Source organism: Corallococcus sp. CA049B, assembly GCF_003611685.1.
Taxonomy (GTDB): Bacteria; Myxococcota; Myxococcia; order Myxococcales; family Myxococcaceae; genus Corallococcus; species Corallococcus coralloides.
On record NZ_RAWC01000034.1, the window covers coordinates 23667 to 44646 of the forward strand.

Consider the following 20980-nt stretch of genomic DNA (forward strand, 5'->3'; position numbering starts at 1 on the left):
GAAGAGGGGTTTGGATCGCGGTACGGAAGGCAGGCGGAAGTGGATGTCCGTCAGGCGGCTTCGGGCTCGGATTCGCACTCCGGCAGGTCGAAGGAGAAGCGGGTGCCGTCCGTGGGAGAGGTGGTGAAGCGCAGGGCGCCGCCCATGCGGGCCACCAGCCCGTGGGCGATGGAGAGCCCCAGGCCGGTGCCGGGGCGCTTGCGGGTGTCGGACGCGTCCGCCTGGGCGAACTTCTGGAAGACGCGGGCCTGGAAGGCCTCCGGGATGCCGGGGCCGCGGTCCTGCACGCCCACGCGCAGGGCGCCGGCCTCGCGGGTGAGGGACAGGGTGACGCGCTCGCCCTGGGGGGAGAACTTGATGGCGTTGGAGAGCAGGTTCGCCAGCACCTGGATGAAGCGGTCCTCGTCCACGCGCGCGTGGGCGTGGGGGAGGTCCACCGCGGCCTCCAGGCGCACGCCGTATTCGTCCGCGTAGCCCTGGTGGGCCTGGAGGGCCAGGGCGAGCAGCGGGACGACGTTCGTGGGAGCCAGGTGCAGGTCCAGCCGGCCGGACTCCATCTTTTCCAGGTCCAGGATGTCGTTGATGAGGCGCAGCAGCCGTTCGCTGTTCTTGTGGGCAATGCCCACCATCCGCGCCACCTCGGGTTCCAGGGAACCGACGATGCCGCCGCACAGCAGGCCCAGCGAGCCGCGGATGGAGGTGAGCGGCGTGCGCAGCTCATGGCTCACGGTGGAGATGAACTCGTTCTTCATCCGCTCCACGCGCTGGCGCTCCTCCTCCAGCAGGCGGGCCTGGGTGACGTCGCGGGCGACGGCGTAGAGCAGCCCCTCCTCCGGGTCCGGCACGGCGTTCCACTGGAGCCAGCGCCAGGTGCCGTCGCGGCAGCGGGCGCGGTGCTCGAACTGGAGGACGGGGAGCCCCTCCCGGGCGCGGGCCAGGTGCGCCGCGGTGGCGGCGCGGTCCTCCTCCAGGGCCAGGTCCACCAGGGACGTGCTGTAGAGCTCCGCGTCGGAGAAGCCCAGCGTGCGGCCCCAGGCGCGGGACAGGCGCAGGAAGGTGCCGTCCATGGCGGCGATGCAGAGCATGTCCACGGAGACTTCGAAGAAGCGCTCCTGCTGCTCCAGCGCCGTGCGGGCCTCGCGCGCGTCCAGGGCGTTGATCTCCCCTTCCGCCCAGGCGGCCATGTCCGCGAGCGCGGCGCGGTCCGCGTCCGGGAAGTCCCGGGGCCTCGAGTCGATGAGGCACAGCGTGCCCACGCGGCTGCCGTCCGCGGCGCGCAGGGGGTGGCCCGCGTAGAAGCGGACGAAGGGGGCGCCCAGCACGAGCGGGTTGTCGTGGAAGCGCGGATCCCCCAGCGCGTCCGGCACGACGAAGGTGGCGGGCGAGAGGATGGCGTGGGCACAGAAGGACTGCTCGCGCGGCGTCTCCGTGGCGTCCAGGCCGTGGCGGGCCTTGAACCACTGGCGGTTCTCATCCACCAGTGAGACGAGCGCGATGGGCACGCGGAACAGATGCGACGCGGTGCGCACGATGCGGTCGAAGCGCTCGTGGGCGGGCGTGTCCAGCAGACACAGCGCGCGCAGCGCCTGGAGGCGCCGCGGCTCATCCGCGGGCGTCGGGGGAGGAAGCATGGCGTACCTCCCGTGCTACCCCACTTGTCTGCCATTGGGGAGGGGGCCCCACCCGGTGGCCCGGCCCCGGGTCAGGAGGACAGGCAGGCGGACATCCCGTTGCAGCCCGGGAGGATTTGTCTGCCCATGGCGCCCTGCTAACCGGCGCGTCGCTTGCGGGCGGCCCGCGGCTTCTTCCGGGGCGCGGGAGTGGGCGAGGACCCGGGCGCCGGTTTTGGGGGCATGACGGACACCACCGTGCGCACCACGCGGGCCACGGCCTTGAGCTGGCGGGGCTCCAGGTCGCGCAGCGTGCGCACCAGCCGGCGCAGCTCCAGCGAGTCCTCCTGGGCTGGCGAGGCCCGGGGCGGAACCGGGGAGGTGCCGGACCCCACACCCAGGAGCGCGTCCGCGGACACGGACAGCACGTCGCACAGCCGCCGCAGGGTTTGAGCCCGGGGGAGCATGCGGCCGCGCTCCATGCGGCTGTAGACCTCCATGGCGATGCCCACGCGCTCCGCCACGTCCGCCTGCGTGAGTCCCAAGCGCAGCCGCGCGTCTCGGGCGGCGGCTCCAAACACCGTGTTCAGCTTTTCATTCACCGGGGCGGGCACGCGCAAAACCTTGCACCTCTCCTCCGGGGCGCAAGTTTTCGAGGGCCTGGCGCTCAGCGTTCACGCAGCGCGAGCGCGCCCTGGATGATGAGCCCCATGGCCTTCAACCCCTCTTCATCCAGGGGCCGCAGGGCGCGCACCAGCCGGCGCAGGGAGGGCGGATCCTCCTCGCGGTCCGCCAGGGCCAGCGTGAGCGCCTCGTCCGGGGGCGAGGGCCCGTCCAACCCCAGCAGCGTGTCCGCGCGGATGCGCAACACCATGCACATGCGGCGCAAGGTGGTTGAGCTGGGCAGCACCCGCCCGCGCTCCATGCGGCTGTAGACCTCCATGGCGATGCCCACCTGGCTGGCGACGTCGCCCTGGGTCAGGCCCTGCCGCTCGCGGGCCTGTCGCGCCGCGGTGCCCACCGTGATGGCCAGCTCCTCGTTCATTGCCGCTCACCACCCCTGGCCGGACCGTGTCTCCCATGAAGTCAGGTGTCCGGCATCCTACCTGACACGGCACCAACACTACCCCAAGGGGCGTCCGCCATGCTATGGACCCTGGAGGTTCCATTGCTCCTTTCGCGAATGCATCCTCTCAGCCACGTCCTCCCTCTGGGGTTCAACCCTCCACGTCCCGAAGCATCCGGGCTTCCCTTCCGCGCAGGAGGCGCCACGCCATGAGCCTGGAGGGAGGACATCCGCTGCTGCTCCAGCCCCAGGAGGTGGTGGGCAGCTTCCGGCTGTTGAAGCGCCTGGCCACGGGGGGCTACGGCACCGTGTTCCTGGCGGAGACGGGGGGCTTCCACGTGGCGCTGAAGTTCGCGCTCCAGGGGCCGCAGGACTCCGAGGAGGGTTCGCAGGTGGACGCGCGCACGCTCAAGGAGGTGAGCGTGCTGCACCGCATGACCCATCCCAACGTGGTGGCGCTGCGCGGCTACCACCGCTGGCCGAACCCGCGCACGGGCTACCTGTTCCTGGTCATGGACTACGTGGAGGGTCCCACGCTGTCCGACTGGGCGGTGGAGGCGAAGCCCACGGCGCGGCAGGTGGCGCGGCTGTTCGCGGAGCTGGCGCTGACGCTGGACTTCATCCACCGCGCGGGCGTGCGCCACCGCGACATCAAGGGCAGCAACATCATCGTGCGCGCGTCGGACGCGAGGCCGGTGCTGGTGGACTTCGGCTCCAGCGACCACGCCTGCGCGCCGGCCATCACGGACGGGCGGCCGCCGCCGGGCACGCCCAGCTACCGCAGCCCGGAGCTCCTGCGCTACTGGCTGAACCACCCCATGGGCATGTCCCGCTACGTGTACCAGCCCACGGACGACCTCTATTCGCTGGGGCTCACGCTCTTCCAGGTGCTCACCGGGGACTTCCCCTATCCGCCGGACCTGCCGGCCGCGGCGCTCCTGGGCGGAATCCAGGGCATCAAGGGCCGGTCCGCGCGCTCGATCAACGCGCGCGTGCCCCGCGCCCTCAATGACATCTGTGAGCGGCTGCTGCGCCTGGAGGCCAGCCAGCGCTACCAGATGGGCGCGGACCTCTACGCCGACCTGAGCGCGGCGCTGGAGCGGGCTCCGGACAGCTGGGACACGCCGCTGTTCAACACGCCGCCGCCCCACGAGGCCGTCACGGAGGAGTCCGACGCGTACTTCGACGGCAACGAAGAGGCGCGCGAGCTGCGCCGCTGGGCCCGCGCCTACGAGCGGCGCATCCCTGGCGCAGCGCCCCACTCCAGCGCGTCCACGCCGCCCGTGCCGCCTCCGCCCGGCCCGTCGCTGGGGCTGGCCGCGCCCCTGCCCCCGCCCATGCCCTGGTGGGTGGCCCGGCGGCTGGCGTGGCGGCGGCGGTGGGAGCGGTGGCTCCGGCGTCTGGGGTTGCGCCGGGACGGATGAACCTCCAGGGTCCACCGCCATCCACACGACCCTGGAGATTTTCCCCACGACAGGGTTTGTGCTACCTGCGGGGTTGAGCGATTTCCGCTCCACCTGAGAGGTTGGAAGGCAGGACATGAAGACGCCCGATACGACGACGGAGGAGAACCCCGGCATGCCCAGCCGGCCGCGCGTGCTGTTCACGGTGGGAGGCACGGCCTTCGAGTTCGTGCGCAAGCTGGAGGTGCGCTCCACCGGGGAGCTGCTGATGCTGGCGCGGCGGCGCTACCGGGGCGGGATGGGCGGCCCGGTGGTCATCAAGCGGCTGCGCAACCCGTCCGGCTTCGTGGAGCGGCGGCGGCTGGTGGAGGAGGTGGAGCTGACGTTCCGGCTCAACCACCCGGGCATCGCGAAGGTCTACCACCTGAAGGCGTACCGGGGCGTTCCGCACGTGGTGATGGAGTACGTGGAGGGCCGGTCGCTGGACACGGTGCTCAACCTGGTGGCCATGCGGCGCAAGCCCATGTCCCCGGCCTTCGGGGCGTGGGTGGTCTCCGAGGTGGCGGAGGCGCTGCACCACGCGCACACGCTGCGGGATGAGTGGAACCGGCCGCTGGGCATCGTGCACCGGGACGTGAGCCCCCGGAACCTGCGCCTGGGCGTGCACGGCGAGGTGAAGCTCACGAACTTCACCGCCGCGTTCTCCACGCTGCCGGGGCGGGAGATCACCAGCCGTCCGCTGGTGAAGGGAGACGTGGCGTACGCCTCACCGGAGGCGCTGCGGCGCGAGCCCGTGGACGCGAGGAGCGACCTGTTCTCGCTGGGGCTGGTGCTGCTGGAGGTGCTGACGGGGACGCACCCGCTGGCGCAGGGGGACGCGGCGCCTCCGCCCCCGCCGGACCTGCCGCCGGTGCAGGCGCAGGGGCCCACGTGGATGCCCCTGACGGAGGTGGCGGCGCGGATGGCGCTGGTGGGGCCCGGGGAGGTGGAGCGCATGGCGCGCGAGGTGCCGGAGGGGCTGCGCGCGGTGGTGGCGCGGGCGCTGCGCCAGTCCCCGGCGGACCGCTTCGGCACGGCGGCGGAGCTGGCGGCGGCCCTGAGGGAGTGGCTGCGCGACCATGCGCCCGCGTACGGGCGGCAGGCCGCGGCGGAGGAGGTGGCGGAGGCGGCCCGCGAGGCCACGGGCCGGCGCAACCAGGCGGAGCTGCTGGAGGGCGGGCTGCACCCGGAGGAGCTGACCGCCGAGGAGGCCGCGATGACGTCCGAGGCCGCCGGGCCCGCGAGCCAGGAGGGCCCGCCGCCGTTCCTCCAGGGCGACGACGTGACGCCGGACCTGAATGACGAGCCCCTGCCCCAGGACCTGGTCGAGGACCTGGACGAGCTGGCCAGCCCTGACGAGGAGGCACCGGGAGACGACCTCGAGGACGACGACGACGGCCACCAGCCCGTGTGAGCGCGCGTCCGCACCGGGTCCCTGGGACTCCGGTCACCCGAGTCCCCCGGGACCAGCGGGGCCCTGCAAGACGGCCATGACTGTCTTTTCCGGATTTCGCGCGAACCGTAAAGCGTTGCAGTGTTTCACGAAGCTTCCGTGAGTTGCTTGAATCCTCTCACTCATCAACCCGGTGCGTCACCCGGCCGGCCCGTTCCTCCAGGGGGTGTTCCGAGGGGGATGACAAATCCTGTCACCGCGCGGGTCCGCCGCGACTGACACGCGTTCCACCCGCCAGTCAGCGCAAACCCAGACATTGACAGACTTTCACAGGAACCAATAAAAGGCGTGACAGCATTTTCACCCGCTGGCACTGTGATTTGCGTTTCCAGCTGTAGCCCAGACATACGCCGAGGGCCGGGAGGTCCCCCCGGGTCGGCGTAGGCCTGTCCATTCCCTCCGTTTTCCATGCCGTCCCCCGGCCGTGCTCGCTCCGAGCGCGGCACGGGAAGCGTGTCTCCGGGCTCCGTCCCGGGCACGTGAGGCCGGCGTGTGCCCGCTGTGAGTCATTGGCCTGTTTCCTGTCTGTCTTCCCAAGGAGTGTCGAGTGAAGCGAACGTCCCCCCGTTGGTTCCGGTCGCGCGGCATGTTGGGCGCGCTCTTGCTGTCGCTGTCTTCGCCGTGGCTCGCCGCGTGTAGTTCGGGCACCGAGGCGCCGGGGCCCTCCGCGCCCGCCGAGCAGACCCAGTCCCAGGTCACCGTCTCCATCGGTGCGCAGGACCTGTACGCCCAGGCCGTGAAGGGCCGCGTCTCCGCGCAGGCCTTCAGCTACTCCGACGTCGCCAGCATCCGCGTCGACGTCTCCGAGCAGGGCGCCGACGGCCTGGTCATCTTCAAGAACTTCGACCTCTTCACCTCCGCCGGGGCGTGGACCGGCAAGCTGCCCTTCCTCCCCAAGGGCAAGGCCCTCACCTTCTTCGCTCGCGCGCTCGACGCCTCCGGGAACCTCCTCTTCTCCGGCACGCTCGACGCCACGCTGAACCTCGACTTCGAGACCGTCACCGTCCCGTTGGCCCCGGCCAACAACAACGCGGTCATCTCCCTCCCTCGCATCCGGAAGATCAGCATCCCCAGTGCCTTCGCCTCCTCCCAGTCGGGCAACATCACCTTCGCGGTGGAAGCAACGAATGGCGAAGCGCTGCGCTACGCCATCACCTCGTCCGTCGCGGGCAGCGGAAGCTTCTCCCCGCTCAACGGCGCCATCACGCTGCAGAACACCGCGGGCGCCTTCGTCTCCCAGTACACGCCCCCCACGGTGTCTTCCGAGACGGTCTTCACCCACACCGTCACGGTGACCAACCCGGCTGGGCACTCCATCAGCACCACGTTCACCACGAAGGTGAAGCCCCCGGAGACCTCCAGCGGCGTCATCGACACGTCCGTCGCCGTCCTCTTCAACCCCGTCATCAACGGCCTCAACGGCCTGCGGGTGCGCGACACCCAGAACGTCATCTTCACCGCGGACGTGAGCGACGACGGCGCCCAGGAGGCGCTCACCTACGCCTGGAGCTTCACGCCCGCCACGGGCACCACCTTCGACCCCGCGCCGGCCTTCACGGGGGACACCAACCCCTCCACGCTCCAGAACTACACCACCACCGTGCAGGGTGACCTGAAGCTCGCCGTGACGGACGGCAACAACGGCACCACCACGCTCACCTACAAGCTCACCCCGGATCAGTTCCCGGACAACCCTGTCGCCGAAGGGCCGCTGGATGGCATCAACAGCATCCGCAACGGCACCGCCCACACGTGTGCCTTGCTGAATGACGGCTCGGTGCGGTGCTGGGGCTACGGGGCCTACGGTCAGCTGGGCTACGAGAACACCCAGAACATCGGTGACAACGAACTGCCGTACACGGCCGGCGCGGTGAAGCTCCTCGGCAAGGCCACGAAGCTCGCGGCGGGTGGCAACCACTCCTGCGTGGTGCTGGACACGGGCCTGGTGCGGTGCTGGGGCCAGAACAACTTCGGACAGCTCGGCTACAACAGCACGCAGAACCTGGGCGACGGCGAGCCGGTGGCCAGCTTCGGCTACGTCAACCTGGGCGGTCCGGCCACGCGCATCGCGGTGGGCGCGGAGCACTCGTGCGCGGTGATGGCCACGGGCAAGGTGCGCTGCTGGGGCCGCAACCAGTACGGCCAGCTGGGCTACGGGAACACGAACAACATTGGTGATGACGAGCAGCCCTGGAGCGCGGGCGACGTGAACCTGGGCAACGTCACCGCCACGGATGTCGTCGCGGGCGGCAACCACACCTGCGCGCTGCTCTCCAACGACAAGATGCTCTGCTGGGGCTTCAACAACTACGGTCAGCTCGGCCAGATCCACTTCAACGACATCGGCGACAACGAGCTGCCCAACAGCCAGACCCCCTTCGAGCCGGCCGGACCGGTCTCACAAATCTCCGCCGGTGGGACCCACACCTGCGCCCTGCTGAAGACGGGGACCGTGCGGTGCTGGGGCCTCAACTCCTCAGGGCAGCTGGGCACGGGGCAGGCCCTCAACTACTCCCTGCTCAGGGACTCCGGGAGCATCGACCTGGGCACCAGCGCATTGCAGATCTCCACCGGCTCCAACCACACCTGCGCCCTGCTCTCCACCGGCAGCGTGCGGTGCTGGGGCGCCAATGCCTCCGGCCAGCTGGGCTACGGCAACACCGCGCTCCGGTCCACGCCGGGCCCGGCCGTGGACCTGGATGGCGCCACCGCGTACCAGGTGACGGCCTCCTCCGGAGCCCACACCTGCGCGCTGCTCTCCACGGGCAAGGCGCGGTGCTGGGGCCAGGGCAACTTCGGTCAGCTCGGCTACGGCAACACCAACAACATCGGTGACAACGAGCAGCCGAGCGCCGCGGGCGACATCCAGCTCCTGCCCCCCGCGCCGTAGTCGCTGACGTCCTCGCGGGCGCTCGCAGGACCGGGGCGCCCGCTTCTTTTTCCGTCCGCAATCCCTTCCGCCTTCAGGAGTGTTCCGTGCAGAGGTCATCCCCCCGTTGGTTCCGGTCGCGCGGCATGTTGGGCGCGCTCTTGCTGTCGCTGTCTTCGCCGTGGCTCGCCGCGTGTAGCGCTGGTTCGGGTACGCCGGAGCCGTCCTCGCCCGCCGACCAGACCCAGTCCCAGGTCACCGTCTCCATCGGTGCGCAGGACCTGTACGCCCAGGCCGTGAAGGGCCGCGTCTCCGCCCAGGCCTTCTCCTACTCCGACGTCGCCAGCATCCGCGTCGACGTCTCCGAGCAGGGCGCGGGCGGCCTGGTCATCTTCAAGAACTTCGACCTCTTCACCTCCGCCGGAGCGTGGACCGGCAAGCTGCCCTTCCTCCCCAAGGGCAAGGCCCTCACCTTCTTCGCTCGCGCGCTCGATGCCTCCGGGAACCTCCTGTTCTCCGGCTCGCTCGACGCGACGCTGAACCTCGACTTCGAGACCGTCACCGTCCCGCTGGCCCCGGCCAACAACAACGCGGTCATCTCCCTGCCGCGCATCCGGAAGATCAGCATCCCCAGTGCCTTCGCCTCCTCCCAGTCGGGCAACATCACCTTCGCGGTGGAGGCCACGAATGGCGAGGCGCTGCGCTATGCCATCACCTCCGCCGTCGCGGGCAGCGGCAGCTTCTCGCCTCTCAATGGCTCCATCACGCTTCAGAACACCGCGGGCGCCTTCGTCTCCCAGTACACGCCGCCTACCGTCTCCACTGAGACGGTCTTCAGCCACACCGTGACGGTGACCAACCCCGCCGGCCACTCCATCAGCACCACGTTCACCACCAAGGTGAAGCCTCCAGAGACCTCCAGCGGCGTCATCGACACCTCCGTCGCCGTCCTCTTCAACCCCGTCATCAACGGCCTCAACGGCCTGCGGGTGCGCGACACGCAGAACGTCATCTTCACCGCCGACGTGAGTGACGACGGGGCGCAGGAGGCGCTCACCTACGCCTGGAGCTTCACTCCCGCCACGGGCACCACGTTCGACCCCGTGCCCGCGTTCACCGGGGACACCAACCCGTCCACGCTCCAGAACTACACCACCGCCGTACAGGGTGACCTGAAGCTCGCTGTCACGGATGGCAACAACGGCACCACCACGCTCACCTACAAGCTCACCCCGGACCAGTTCCCGGACAACCCCGTGGCCGAAGGGCCGCTGGATGGCATCAACAGCATCCGCACGGGCTGGGACCATGCGTGCGCGCTGCTGAATGACGGCTCCGTGCGGTGCTGGGGCTACGGGGTCTATGGCCAGCTGGGCTACGAGAACACCCAGAACATCGGTGACAACGAGCTGCCGCACACGGCTGGCGCGGTGAAGATCCTCGGCAAGGGGACGAAGCTCGCGGCGGGTGGCAACCACTCCTGCGTGGTGCTGGATACAGGCCTGGTGCGGTGCTGGGGCCAGAACACCTACGGACAGCTCGGCTACAACAACAAGGACAACCTGGGTGACGGCGAGCCCGTGGCCAGCTTCGGCTACGTCAACCTGGGCGGCCCGGCCACCCGCATCACGGTAGGCGCGGAGCACTCGTGCGCGGTGATGGCCACGGGCAAGGTGCGCTGCTGGGGCCGCAACCAGTACGGCCAGCTGGGCTACGGCCACACCAACAGCATCGGCGATGACGAGCAGCCCTGGAGCGCGGGCGACGTGGACCTGGGCAACGTCACCGCCACGGATGTCGTCGCGGGCGACAACCACACCTGCGCGCTGCTCTCCAACGACAAGATGCTCTGCTGGGGCCGCAACGGCCTGGGACAGCTCGGGTACTCACACATCAACCCCGTTGGTGACAACGAGCTGCCCAGCAGCCAGGCCGCGTTCGAGCCCAAGGGGCCTGTCGCCCAGATCTCCGCCAGCCGGAGCAACACCTGTGCCCTGCTGAAGACGGGCAGCGTCATCTGCTGGGGCGACAACCTCAACGGGCAGACGGGCAACAACCTCTACGGTGACTACATCTGGTACTGCGCCGAGCACCCGTCGACCCGCTGCTACTTCAACTACCTCGCCAACTCGACGACGGTGAACCTGGGCGGAACGACCGCCTTGCAGGTGACCTCCGGTGGCGAGCACTCCTGCGTCCTGCTCTCCACGGGCGCCATGCGGTGCTGGGGGAGCAACACCTACGGGCAACTGGGCTACGGCAACACGACGGACCTGGCGGTGCCTGGAGGGAACGTGGAGCTGGGTGGGGCGACGGCCTATCAGATCAGCGCCTCGGGCAGCGGCAACACCTGCGCGCTGCTCTCCACGGGCAAGGCGCGCTGCTGGGGCAAGAACAACGCCGGGCAGCTGGGCCAGGGCAACACCACGGTCATCGGTGACAACGAGCTGCCGTCCACCGTGGGCGACATCCAGCTCCTGCCGCCCACGCCGTAGCCGTTGAAGTCCGAGCGGGCGCCCGACGTACCAGGGCGCCCGCTCCTCCTTCGTCCGCCTTCAGGAGTCATCCATGCAGAGGTCATCCCCCCGCTGGTTCCAGTCGCGCGGCATGTTGGGCGCGCTGCTGTTGTCGCTGTCCTCGCCGTGGTTCGCCGCGTGTAGCGCGGATCCGAGTGCACCCGAGCCTTCCGCGCCCGAGCCTTCCACGCCCGAGCCTTCCGCGCCCGCCGACCAGACCCAGTCCCAGGTCACCGTCTCCATCGGTGCGCAGGACCTGTACGCCCAGGCCGTGAAGGGCCGCGTCTCCGCGCAGGCCTTCAGCTACTCCGACGTCGCCAGCATCCGCGTCGACGTCTCCGAGCAGGGCGCCGACGGCCTGGTCATCTTCAAGAACTTCGACCTCTTCACCTCCGCCGGGGCGTGGACCGGCAAGCTGCCCTTCCTCCCCAAGGGCAAGGCCCTCACCTTCTTCGCCCGCGCGCTCGATGCCTCCGGCAACCCGCTCTTCTCCGGCACGCTCGACGCCACGCTGAACCTCGACTTCGAGACCGTCACCGTCCCGCTGGCCCCCGCCAACAACAGCGCGGTCATCTCCCTGCCGCGCATCCGGAAGATCAGCATCCCCAGCGCCTTCGCCTCTTCGCAGTCCGGCAACATCACGTTCGCGGTGGAGGCCACCAACGGTGAGGCGCTTCGCTACGCCATCACCTCCGCTGTCGCGGGCAGCGGCAGCTTCTCGCCTCTCAATGGCGCCATCACGCTTCAGAACACGGCGGGCGCCTTCGTCTCCCAGTACACGCCCCCCACGGTGAGCACGGAGACGGTCTTCAAACACACCGTCACCGTCACCAACCCCGCGGGCCACTCCATCAGCACCACCTTCACCACGAAGGTGATGCCTCCGGAGACCTCCAGCGGCGCCATCGACACCTCCATCGCCGTCCTCTTCAATCCCGTCATCAACGGTCTCAACGGCCTGCGGGTGCGTGGCACGCAGAACGTCATCTTCACCGCCGACGTGAGTGACGACGGGGCGCAGGAGGCGCTCACCTACGCCTGGAGCTTCACGTCCACCGCGGACATCCTCTTCGGCCCGGCGCCCGAATTCACTGGCGCGACGAACCCCTCCACGCTCCAGAACTACACCCCTTTCGTCCAGGGCGACCTGAAGCTCGCCGTGACGGACGGCAACAACGGCACCACCACGCTCACCTACAAGCTCCCCCCGGAGCAGTTCCCGGACGAGCCCGTGGCCGAAGGGCCCCTGGAGGGCATCAACAGCATCCGCAACGGCAACGACCACACGTGTGCCTTGCTGAATGACGGCTCCGTGCGGTGCTGGGGCTACGGGGCCTACGGTCAGCTGGGCTACGAGAACACCCAGAACATCGGTGACAACGAGCTGCCGTACACGGCCGGCGCGGTGAAGCTGCTTGGCAAGGCCACGAAGCTGGCGGCGGGCGGCAACCACTCGTGCGCCCTGTTGGACACAGGCCTGGTGCGGTGCTGGGGCCAGAACACCTACGGACAGCTCGGCTACAACAGCACGCAGAACCTGGGCGACGGCGAGCCGGTGGCCAGCTTCGGCTACGTCAACCTGGGCGGCCCGGCCATCCGCATCGCGGTGGGCGCGGAGCACTCGTGCGCGGTGATGGCCACGGGCAAGGTGCGCTGCTGGGGCCGCAACCAGTACGGCCAGCTGGGCTATGGCCACGTCAACAGCATCGGTGACGACGAGCAGCCCTGGAGCGCGGGCGAAGTGAACCTGGGCAACGTCACCGCCACGGATGTCGTCGCGGGCGGCAACCACACCTGCGCGCTGCTCTCCAACGACAAGATGCTCTGCTGGGGTTCCAACAGCTACGGTCAGCTCGGCCAGACCCACTTCAACGACATCGGCGACAACGAGCTGCCCAACAGCCAGACCCCGTTCGAGCCGGCCGGGCCGGTCTCACAGATCTCCGCCGGTGGGATCCACACCTGCGCCCTGCTGAAGACGGGGACCGTGCGGTGCTGGGGCCTGAACACCTCGGGACAGCTGGGCACGGGGCAGGCCCTCAGCTATTTCCTGCTCAAGGACTCAGGGAGCATCGACCTGGGCACCAGCGCATTGCAGATCTCCGCCGGTGGGGCCCACACCTGCGCCCTGCTCTCCACTGGCAGCGTGCGGTGCTGGGGCTACGGGGGCTACGGCAATCTGGGCTACGGCAACACCACGAACCGGTCCACGCCGGGCCCGGCCGTGGACCTGGATGGCGCCACCGCGTACCAGGTGACGGCCTCCTCCGGAGCCCAGACCTGCGCGCTGCTCTCCACGGGCAAGGCGCGGTGCTGGGGCCTGAACCACAGAGGTCAGCTCGGCTACGGCAACACCAACAACATCGGTGACAACGAGCTGCCATCCGCCGTGGGCGACATCCAGCTCCTGCCGCCCACGCCGTAGTTCCTGAATACTCGTGGGCGCCCGGCACACGTCGGGCGCCCGCTCCGCTATCTTCCCGTGAGAGTCATGACGAAGCCCGCCGCCCTCGCGCTCCTCCTGCTGTGCACCGCCGCCGCGTGTACGTCGCCCACGACGGATCCGGTCACGCCGGAGCCCACGTCCGCGGTGACGTTCAACATCACGGCGGACACCGCCGGCTCTCAATCCCAGACACGGCGCGCCCTGGCGGGCAGCACCTTCGCGGACGTGGCGCGCATCCGCGTCGACGTGGAGGACGCGGCCAGTCACAGCGCGCTGTTCAACAACTTCGACCTGGTGCCCTCTCCCGCTGGCTGGTCCGGCACGATGCCGTCCCTGCCGCGCCATCAATCCCTCACGTTCATCGCGCGGGCCTACGACGGCAACAGCGCGCTCCTCTTCCAGGGCAGCACCACGCAGACGCTCATCGCGGACCGCGAGTCCGTGGCCATCACGCTCGCGCCCACCAACGACGGCGCGCCCATCACCCTGCCGCGCATCCCCCGCATCCAGCTTCCCGGCGAGCTCGTCTTCGGCCAGCCCGCCACCGTCACCTTCTTCGTCGAGGCCAACTCCGGAGAGGCCCTCACCTTCGCGCTCACCGCCGCGAACAACGGCGGCACCTTCGTTCCCTCCAGCGGCACGTTCACGCTCACCGGGACCTCCGGCGCCTTCGTCGCCCGCTACCTGCCCCCGTTCGGCGTTCCCAGTCCCACCGACTACACGCACTCGCTCACCGTCACGAACCCGGCGGGGCACTCCGTCAGCACCACGTTCGTGACGCGCGTGCTGCCCGCGGATCGCTCCACGGACTCGCTGGGCACCACCGTGCGCATCCTCTTCGCGCCCGTCATCCAGGGTCTGGCCGCGTCCCGCTTCGCGGGCACCTCCGACGTCGCGTGGTCCGCCTCCGTGTCGGATGATCAGCCCACCCGCACGCTCGACTACGCGTGGAGCTTCATCCCGGACGCGCCCGTCACGCCGTCGCCGGGCTTCACCACCCAGGCGAACCCCACCGTCCTCCAGCACTACGCGCCCGCGCTCCAGGGCCGGCTGTCCCTCCAGGTCACCGACGCGGCCGGGGCCCGCACCACCGCCACCTACCGCCTGGGCGCGCAGCAGTTCCCCGACGCCCCCTTGCAGACCGGCGGCCCCACCGACGTCGCCCAGCTGCGCGCCGGAGACAGCCACACCTGCGCCCTGCTCAACGACGGCTCCGTGCGCTGCTTCGGCAGCGGCGCGCAGGGCCGGCTCGGTTACACCGGCACCGCCAACGTCGGCGACGACGAGACGCCCGCCTCCAAGGGCCCCGTGCCCCTCGCTCCCGGTGAGCAGGCCGTGCAGCTGGCCACCGGCCTGGGCCACACCTGCGCCCTGCTCTCCACCGGCCGCGTGCGCTGCTGGGGCGCCAACGCCTCCGGCCAGCTGGGCCTGGGCCACACGCGCACCATCGGCGATGACGAGCCCATCGCCAGCGTGGGCACCGTCGACCTGGGCGGTGCCCGCGCGCTGCGCATCACCGCGGGCGACCGTCACACCTGCGCGCTGCTCACCTCCGGCCACGTGCGCTGCTGGGGCGACAACACCCACGGGCAGCTGGGCCTGGGCCACACCGACACGCTGGGCGACAACGAGCCTCCGCCCACCACCGACGTCCCGGTCGGCGCCCCCGTGCAGGACCTGGTCGCGGGCGGCGACCACACGTGCGCCCTGCTCTTCTCCGGCCGTCCCCGCTGCTGGGGCGCCAATGCCTACGGACAACTGGGTTACAACCGTGACGACGATGTCGGTGACACCGAGTTGCCGTCGTCAGCCGGGGACGTGGACGTGGGCGGCACCGCCGTGCAGCTGGCCCTGGGCACCCAGCACACCTGCGCCCTGCTGGACACCGGCGCCCTGCGCTGCTGGGGCGCCAACGCCTACGGCCAGGTGGGCAATGGCAACCCCGACTACGCCACGCCCCTCACCGCCGTGGCGTTGGGCTCGGGCCTCCGCGCCGTCCAGGTCGCCGCCGGGGCACAGCACACCTGCGCCCTGCTCGAGTCCGGCCAGCTCCAGTGCTGGGGCAACGGCGCCCGGGGCCGGCTGGGCTACGCCAACACGCGCTCCCTCTCCGCGCCCGGCGCCGCCTTCATCGACGTGGGCGGCGCCCCCGCCACGTCCGTCACCGCGGGCGGGCAGCACACGTGCGCCGTGCTCTCCTCTGGCCGTGCGCTGTGCTGGGGCTTCAACACCTCCGGGCAGCTCGGATACGGCCACGTGCGTGCCCTTGGCGATGACGAGGCACCCTCGCTCGCCGGGGGCATCCTCCTCGTGTTGCCCTGACACCGCGCACAGGAGGGCCCTGGCGACCCACGTCCACGTGGCCGTGGATCCGTCCCCCGCGCGCTTGGACCGTCAGCGGAGTTTCCAGGCCTGTGGTTCCTTCCGGTTTGGCAGTTTCGCGAGCGGAGGCCGCCCCGCTTGCCCTTCCCTTTCTCCGCGTTGAACCTGCCCCTCGTCCTCGGGGGACTGCTTCTCTTCACTGCGGCCCAGGCTCAGTCGGCATCAGCGGTCCGCGAGCGCAGGGACAGGCGGGTGGTGCTCCCTCGCCCTGGTGAGCCCGTCCTGGAGGTTCCAGTCGCGGCGGGCATCCTGACGACCCTCGTCCTCGATTCAGCGCTGGACCGGGCCTCCGTGGAGCTGGAGGGCCGCACTCGCTTCAAGCTCGTGGACGTGGGCGAGCGCTCCTGTGACGGGCCGGGGTAATGGATCGCAGTCGGGTCACCCAAGCTGTTCGTAGCGGGGTCGGCCAAGCGGATCGCGACGGGGTCGGCCAAGCGGATCGCAGCCCGGAGCAGTTGGGGCATCGTCCCGGCCTTTCCGTCGCCGGGTCAGGGCGCCATCCGCACGGAGCCGCGCCCGCTGCGCAGCGCGGACGAGGCGACGACGGGGCCGGGACCGGGCGCCCTGCGACTGGCACGGCATCAATAGTCGCCGGCTCGACGCAGCCGACCTTCACTCCTGGCAGTGGTGCGGGGCCTGCGGGTGCCCGTCTGAATGTCAGACGTGTGTCCTTTGCTCTCCTCGGAGGTGTCAATCCCAGGGGGCGTGGATGCGAATGACGCGAAGTGGGGCGGTCTGGCTGTGGCTGCTGTTGCTGACGGGACGCTGCGTCCGGGGGCCTTCGCGTCGGTGGGCCTGGGGGTGGACCATGCGCGTTGAAGTCCTGCTCGGGTGCGTGGCCCTCCTCTTCACCGGCTGCGCGTCCGTGCCGCACGCGCCCGGAAGGACGCTGAGCTACACGTCCCCCACGGCCACGGATGCCCCTGGGGCGCGCATGTCGAACGACGGGGCGCCGCGCGCATCCGCTCCGGAGTCGAGTGTCACGTCCCGTGAGGAAGCGCCTCCGCTGTACCGCCGCAAGGCCGTGCGCGAAGTGATGACGGGGGCAAGCCCCGTTCGCACGGTGGCCATGGCGGACGTCACCCGGACTGACGATTTGGAGTCGGACGTCTGGGAGCGGTTGCTGACGAACGCGGGCCTGGATGCGCGGGACGAGCGCCCTCTGGGAGGGGGGCTGACTCCTGGGCAAGCCGCGCGTCTGCTGGATGTGCTGGTGAGCAAGCCCGTCACGTTGAGCGCCTTCCCGCCTCGCATGGCCGCGGGCTTCATCCTGCGCGAGGTGATGGAGGGAGGCGAAGTCACGCGGCAGGAGTTGTCGCGGCGGGTCGAGCGCTTCTCCCGGGCGCAGATCGCGGTGCTGAGACCGGACGGCTATCTGGCATGGGCGCTCACCGGGCGCACGCAGCAGAAGGTGGCGCCAGTCGAATGGAAGGACGGCGCCTTCCGAGCGCATGGCTTCGAGCTGGGCCGCTTCTACAGCGGCAAGGGCGGTGTCTTCCGCGCCGTGGACGCGCAGTTCCAGGCCTCGGATTGGCGGCCCATGGCCGAGGTGTACGACGACGCGGACGTCCTCAGCCGCACCCTGGATGGCGCGGAAGATGCGTTCGTGGAGCTGTACCACGCGCTGGGCCAGGTGCTCACGCGCCCCGTGGACAGCATCGCGGGGCTGAGCCACCTGCCAGCGAGCGTGGCGGCGCTCATCGCGTCCTCGCCCATGTACTGGGAGCGCTTCCAGTCCATGACCCGTGGCGAGCAGATCCGCGAGGTGTCGCGGCTCACGACGGGCCTGCTCATCACCGGGGGCGCGGCTTCGGCCACGACGCGGACGATGAAAGGGATGGCGCTGGGTGCGGAGGCCACGGCGCCGGTGTTCTCGCTGTCAGCGGAGGGCGTGCTGGCGTTGGAGCGCGTCGCGGTGCCAGCAGGGCGCGCGGCGGCGGCACTCAGCGGCGGCCCTGGGGCGGCCCTCATCCTCCAGCGCACGAACACGGCCTCGAAGGGAGGAGCACCTTCCCAGGGACCTGGACAGTGGGGACCGGCGAAGGAGTCCATGAAGCCGCCCGCTCGGCGCTATCAGGAGCAGATCACGGGACACTCCGCCGATGATGCCTACTGGGTCGGCGGCATGAGCACGCAGGCCGGCGGCGTGAAGTTCGACGGCTTCAAGGACGGGGTGTTGCTTGAGGCCAAGGGACCCGGCTACGCGAAGTTCTTTGATGGCCTTGAGCCCAAGGAGTGGTTCCGGAACTCCGGAGCACGGATGCTCGTTGAGCAAGCAGAGCGCCAGAGCAGAAAAGTTCGTGGCATGGGTATTCCCGTCCGGTGGCATGTCGCGGAGAAGGCGGCTGCCGATGCCTTCCGCGAACTCTTCAAGAACGCGCGTGTTGTGGGGGTCGAAATCGTCCACACCCCAGTTTTCTGAGTGGATAACCTCATGCTTGTGAATCTCGACTCAGAGACCTATTCCGATACCTACTTTGCAGGCGCCTACTGGGGGCCGCGCAAAGAGTCTCCCGAGGAGTGCGCCCGTCGCACAGCGGGCTTCCTCAACTTCTTGGCGGAGTGCGACCCGTTCCTGGCCCACTGGTACAAGCCCGCCAAGTCGCGGAAGGACGCGCGCAAGCATCCCCTCATGCCGCCCGACATGCCTACGCTCGCTGAGATGTTCCGGCGAGGCGTCAACCGGGAGAAAGGGGGGCCCGTCTTTGAGGACTTGGGCTTCAGCTTCTGGTTCGACAACGGCGGAGCCAGTCGTGATTGCGCGGCCCTGCGCATCCACTGCGGCGGATATGCGGAAGCAGTTTCTAACTCCTGTTTCTTGTCGCTCCCCAGCCAGGGAGCAAACGCGGAGCGTATTTTCACAGCCTCCGTGCTGATGGACGTGACGCGCAGCATGGCACTTGCCTGGGAACCCGACTGGGCCGCGGCAATGTCCCGCACGCATCGAGACCTGGACGACAAGGACGGCAAGGCCGACGTGTGGCTTGGCTGGGTGACGTACCTCTCCAGTCACCTGGGCAAGGTGCCGCCATTGCCCGCCCCTGTGCGTATCGAGCCCGTGGAGGACAGGGGCTCGTTGATCATCCTGACTCCAGAGCGATTCACCGTAGCCAACCCCGAGCACATCGCGCTGGCGCGTCGTGTGCGCGAACTGCTGGCCCGGGCAGGGCTCATGCATCCCGTCTCGTCCTGAATCACGAGCCGCTGAAAGGCTCACAGGGACCGGGACAATGGATCGCGCCGGGGTCGGCTGAATGGATCGCATCCGCGGCTTCACCAAGTGCGGGCCGCTGGCTGCCAGGTTGCCCCAGGCCCACGCGGGGTCTGGCGAGGCGGACAAGACACGCCGCGCACAGGAGGGCCCTGATGCCTGGCTGCCTGCCCTCCAGGCCCGGACGGGCGCTTCCGGAGCGGGTTGCCGGACACAGGGGGCGATGACGAACCTCCTCCGACGGAGGGATTCCTTCATGGCCAGCAACGACAAGCGTCCCGCACCCACGCAGCCCGCCGAGGATTTCTACGGGCGTCCGACCACGCCGCGACAAGACGGCGAACCCCAGCGCCCCGACACCGAAGAGGAAGACGACGAGCGCAAGCCCCGCCGTGAGCTGACCGAGGCCGACGAGAAGGGCATCCACCCGCGCGCCGGGGACGACGCGGACGACCGCGACCTGCGCCTCCGCGACGCCAGCGGCCTGCATCCGTATGACCCTCGCGAGCGCGCCCCGGGGTCATCGCTGGACGACATGCCGGACGGCGACGGCCCCCGCAGCGACGCGGGCACCAACCCGGTGTCCGACGTGTACCGCTACGGCCACCCGGACCGCCTGCCCGACCGCGAGCGCTGAAGCGCCCTGGAAACACCGAGGGCCAGGAGCCGGGCTTTTCCGCCCCGTCCTGGCCCTTCGTCACGTCCGGAGACGGGGATCAGCCCACGCGGCGCGGGGCGTGATCCAACCGGTGCGCGTCCACCCACGCATCCGCCTGCGCCATCGTGTCCACGAAGACCGTGTCGAAGCTGGCCGCGTGGCCGGTGAGCAGCATGGCCACGGACATCGCCTTGCCCACCACGCGCTGTGACAGGTCGGACCCCACGTACACCACCGAGCGCATCCACTCCGCGCGCACGTTGTTGGCCAGGTACTTGCGCGACTCGGCCGGCAGCTCCGACCCCGGCACCTCCGCCACCAGGTAGAACGGCCCCTGCGCCGCCATCTCCTCGTAGACGCGCAGCGCCCACTTCGCGTCCTGCAGCCCCACCAGCCCCGTGTACTTCGTATGCAACACGTCCGGCGCCGTCATGCGGATCCGGTGCGCGCCACACGTCCACTCGCGAATCTGTTGCTCCATGCGGTTCTCCCCCCGGCTTCTGGAAGAAACCCTACGCCGGCCCCCTCCGGTCCAGGGAAGCGCCCCTGCCCTTCCGTACAAGCTCCGGCTGTCCATTGGATGTCAGACCCCCTCTGTACTGTGTACCCATTCCGACAGCCTTTCAGAGGGGGAAACACCATGACGGAAACCCGTGAACTGCCGCGAGTCTCGGTGAACAAGCTGGGCGAGTACCTGGTCGCCACGCCCGCCCGCCGCAAGCGCATCATCCACGACCAGAAGCACCCGCCGGATGCCCAGTACCTGCGCTATCCGGAGGCGTCCCAGGCCATCACGGACTTCCTCTGCCGGGGCCTGGACCTGAACGTGCTGCGGGAGTCCCAGCGCCGGTTCGCCTGCGCGGTGCCGCAGACGGAGTTCGAGGCGCAGCGCATGCAGCTGTGCTCGGAGGCGCTGGAGCGCTTCGCGGACCTGGTGCCCTGGTTGGACTTGGACGACGCCATCATCAGCGCGGTGGGCGCGGAGCCGCCCGTGCTGGAGATGGCCGGCGTCACCATCAGCGTGCGCCCGGAGGTGGTGGTGCAGCGGCTGGACAAGCACGGCAACCCGCGCGTGGGGTTGATGAAGCTCTACTTCTCCAAGACGCACCCGCTGGACGAGCGCAGCGGCCAGTACATTGGCACGCTGTTGCAGCGCTTCGCGGAGCAGCACCTGTGCCGGCTGGGCCCGGCGGACCACCGGCTGATGACCGTGGTGGACGTGTTCGCGGGCTCGCTGTTCGTCGCGCCGCGCGCGCACATCCGCCGGCTGGGCGACGTGGTGCTCGCGTGCGAGGAGATCGCCGAGCGCTGGGCCGTCCACTGAAGG

General features: G+C 69.8%; 15 protein-coding genes. 11 read left to right on the forward strand and 4 right to left on the reverse strand.

Annotated features, from left to right (window positions below; genetic code table 11):
• Nucleotides 1-50: 50 nt before the first annotated feature.
• The 3 genes from D7W82_RS10810 to D7W82_RS10820 form a co-directional block, all read right to left on the reverse strand.
• Nucleotides 51-1631: an ATP-binding protein gene (locus tag D7W82_RS10810; protein WP_120618263.1), complete on the reverse strand. Its 1581-nt coding sequence runs from the start codon at nucleotides 1629-1631 to the stop codon at nucleotides 51-53.
• 137 nt (nucleotides 1632-1768) lie between these two features.
• A complete protein-coding gene (locus D7W82_RS10815; protein ID WP_233587412.1) occupies nucleotides 1769-2224 on the reverse strand; it encodes a helix-turn-helix domain-containing protein in 456 nt (151 codons plus the stop codon).
• Between the two features lie 53 nt (nucleotides 2225-2277).
• Nucleotides 2278-2655: a helix-turn-helix domain-containing protein gene (locus tag D7W82_RS10820; protein WP_120564535.1), complete on the reverse strand. Its 378-nt coding sequence runs from the start codon at nucleotides 2653-2655 to the stop codon at nucleotides 2278-2280.
• A 230-nt stretch (nucleotides 2656-2885) separates the two neighbouring features.
• Here D7W82_RS10820 and D7W82_RS10825 point away from each other — a divergent pair, with 230 nt between their 5' ends.
• The 10 genes from D7W82_RS10825 (at nucleotide 2886) to D7W82_RS10870 (ending at nucleotide 19632) form a co-directional block, all read left to right on the forward strand.
• The gene (locus tag D7W82_RS10825) at nucleotides 2886-4100 is read left to right on the forward strand and encodes a serine/threonine-protein kinase (protein WP_120618265.1); all 1215 of its coding nucleotides are present in this window, start codon (nucleotides 2886-2888) and stop codon (nucleotides 4098-4100) included.
• Between the two features lie 115 nt (nucleotides 4101-4215).
• Nucleotides 4216-5532, forward strand: a complete 1317-nt coding sequence (locus D7W82_RS10830; protein ID WP_120618266.1) for a serine/threonine-protein kinase — start codon at nucleotides 4216-4218, stop codon at nucleotides 5530-5532.
• A 625-nt stretch (nucleotides 5533-6157) separates the two neighbouring features.
• Nucleotides 6158-8461: an RTX toxin gene (locus D7W82_RS10835; protein ID WP_120618267.1), complete on the forward strand. Its 2304-nt coding sequence runs from the start codon at nucleotides 6158-6160 to the stop codon at nucleotides 8459-8461.
• A 125-nt stretch (nucleotides 8462-8586) separates the two neighbouring features.
• Nucleotides 8587-10935: an RTX toxin gene (locus D7W82_RS10840; protein WP_120618268.1), complete on the forward strand. Its 2349-nt coding sequence runs from the start codon at nucleotides 8587-8589 to the stop codon at nucleotides 10933-10935.
• 73 nt (nucleotides 10936-11008) lie between these two features.
• Nucleotides 11009-13381, forward strand: coding sequence for an RTX toxin (locus D7W82_RS10845; protein WP_120618269.1), 2373 nt, complete (start codon nucleotides 11009-11011; stop codon nucleotides 13379-13381).
• A 66-nt stretch (nucleotides 13382-13447) separates the two neighbouring features.
• On the forward strand, nucleotides 13448-15724 hold the full coding sequence (locus D7W82_RS10850) for an RTX toxin (RefSeq protein WP_120618270.1): 2277 nt from the start codon (nucleotides 13448-13450) through the stop codon (nucleotides 15722-15724).
• 159 nt (nucleotides 15725-15883) lie between these two features.
• On the forward strand, nucleotides 15884-16147 hold the full coding sequence (locus tag D7W82_RS10855; RefSeq protein ID WP_233587415.1) for a DUF2381 family protein: 264 nt from the start codon (nucleotides 15884-15886) through the stop codon (nucleotides 16145-16147).
• A 445-nt stretch (nucleotides 16148-16592) separates the two neighbouring features.
• Nucleotides 16593-18206: a restriction endonuclease fold toxin 5 domain-containing protein gene (locus D7W82_RS10860; RefSeq protein WP_120618271.1), complete on the forward strand. Its 1614-nt coding sequence runs from the start codon at nucleotides 16593-16595 to the stop codon at nucleotides 18204-18206.
• Between the two features lie 12 nt (nucleotides 18207-18218).
• Entirely contained in the window at nucleotides 18219-18977 is a 759-nt protein-coding gene (locus D7W82_RS10865; protein ID WP_120618287.1) for an immunity 52 family protein, read from the forward strand.
• A 274-nt stretch (nucleotides 18978-19251) separates the two neighbouring features.
• Nucleotides 19252-19632 (forward strand): hypothetical protein, encoded by a 381-nt coding sequence (locus D7W82_RS10870; RefSeq protein WP_233587414.1) that lies wholly within the window; start codon nucleotides 19252-19254, stop codon nucleotides 19630-19632.
• A 79-nt stretch (nucleotides 19633-19711) separates the two neighbouring features.
• Here the strand turns inward: D7W82_RS10870 and D7W82_RS10875 are convergent, their stop codons facing one another.
• A complete protein-coding gene (locus D7W82_RS10875; RefSeq protein ID WP_120618273.1) occupies nucleotides 19712-20134 on the reverse strand; it encodes an STAS/SEC14 domain-containing protein in 423 nt (140 codons plus the stop codon).
• Between the two features lie 159 nt (nucleotides 20135-20293).
• On the opposite strand from D7W82_RS10875, the gene D7W82_RS10880 reads away from it, so the two are divergent.
• Entirely contained in the window at nucleotides 20294-20977 is a 684-nt protein-coding gene (locus D7W82_RS10880) for a hypothetical protein (protein ID WP_120618274.1), read from the forward strand.
• Nucleotides 20978-20980 lie beyond the last annotated feature (3 nt).

What these genes read in the sequence shown, in the direction of transcription:
- D7W82_RS10810 (WP_120618263.1), bottom strand. Translation starts at nt 1,631, where the DNA reads ATGCTTCCTCCCCCGACGCCCGCGGATGAGCCGCGGCGCCTCCAGGCG.
- D7W82_RS10820 (WP_120564535.1), bottom strand. Translation starts at nt 2,655, where the DNA reads ATGAACGAGGAGCTGGCCATCACGGTGGGCACCGCGGCGCGACAGGCC.
- D7W82_RS10825 (WP_120618265.1), top strand. Translation starts at nt 2,886, where the DNA reads ATGAGCCTGGAGGGAGGACATCCGCTGCTGCTCCAGCCCCAGGAGGTG.
- D7W82_RS10830 (WP_120618266.1), top strand. Translation starts at nt 4,216, where the DNA reads ATGAAGACGCCCGATACGACGACGGAGGAGAACCCCGGCATGCCCAGC.
- D7W82_RS10835 (WP_120618267.1), top strand. Translation starts at nt 6,158, where the DNA reads ATGTTGGGCGCGCTCTTGCTGTCGCTGTCTTCGCCGTGGCTCGCCGCG.
- D7W82_RS10840 (WP_120618268.1), top strand. Translation starts at nt 8,587, where the DNA reads ATGTTGGGCGCGCTCTTGCTGTCGCTGTCTTCGCCGTGGCTCGCCGCG.
- D7W82_RS10845 (WP_120618269.1), top strand. Translation starts at nt 11,009, where the DNA reads ATGCAGAGGTCATCCCCCCGCTGGTTCCAGTCGCGCGGCATGTTGGGC.
- D7W82_RS10850 (WP_120618270.1), top strand. Translation starts at nt 13,448, where the DNA reads ATGACGAAGCCCGCCGCCCTCGCGCTCCTCCTGCTGTGCACCGCCGCC.
- D7W82_RS10860 (WP_120618271.1), top strand. Translation starts at nt 16,593, where the DNA reads ATGCGCGTTGAAGTCCTGCTCGGGTGCGTGGCCCTCCTCTTCACCGGC.
- D7W82_RS10865 (WP_120618287.1), top strand. Translation starts at nt 18,219, where the DNA reads ATGCTTGTGAATCTCGACTCAGAGACCTATTCCGATACCTACTTTGCA.
- D7W82_RS10870 (WP_233587414.1), top strand. Translation starts at nt 19,252, where the DNA reads ATGGCCAGCAACGACAAGCGTCCCGCACCCACGCAGCCCGCCGAGGAT.
- D7W82_RS10875 (WP_120618273.1), bottom strand. Translation starts at nt 20,134, where the DNA reads ATGGAGCAACAGATTCGCGAGTGGACGTGTGGCGCGCACCGGATCCGC.
- D7W82_RS10880 (WP_120618274.1), top strand. Translation starts at nt 20,294, where the DNA reads ATGACGGAAACCCGTGAACTGCCGCGAGTCTCGGTGAACAAGCTGGGC.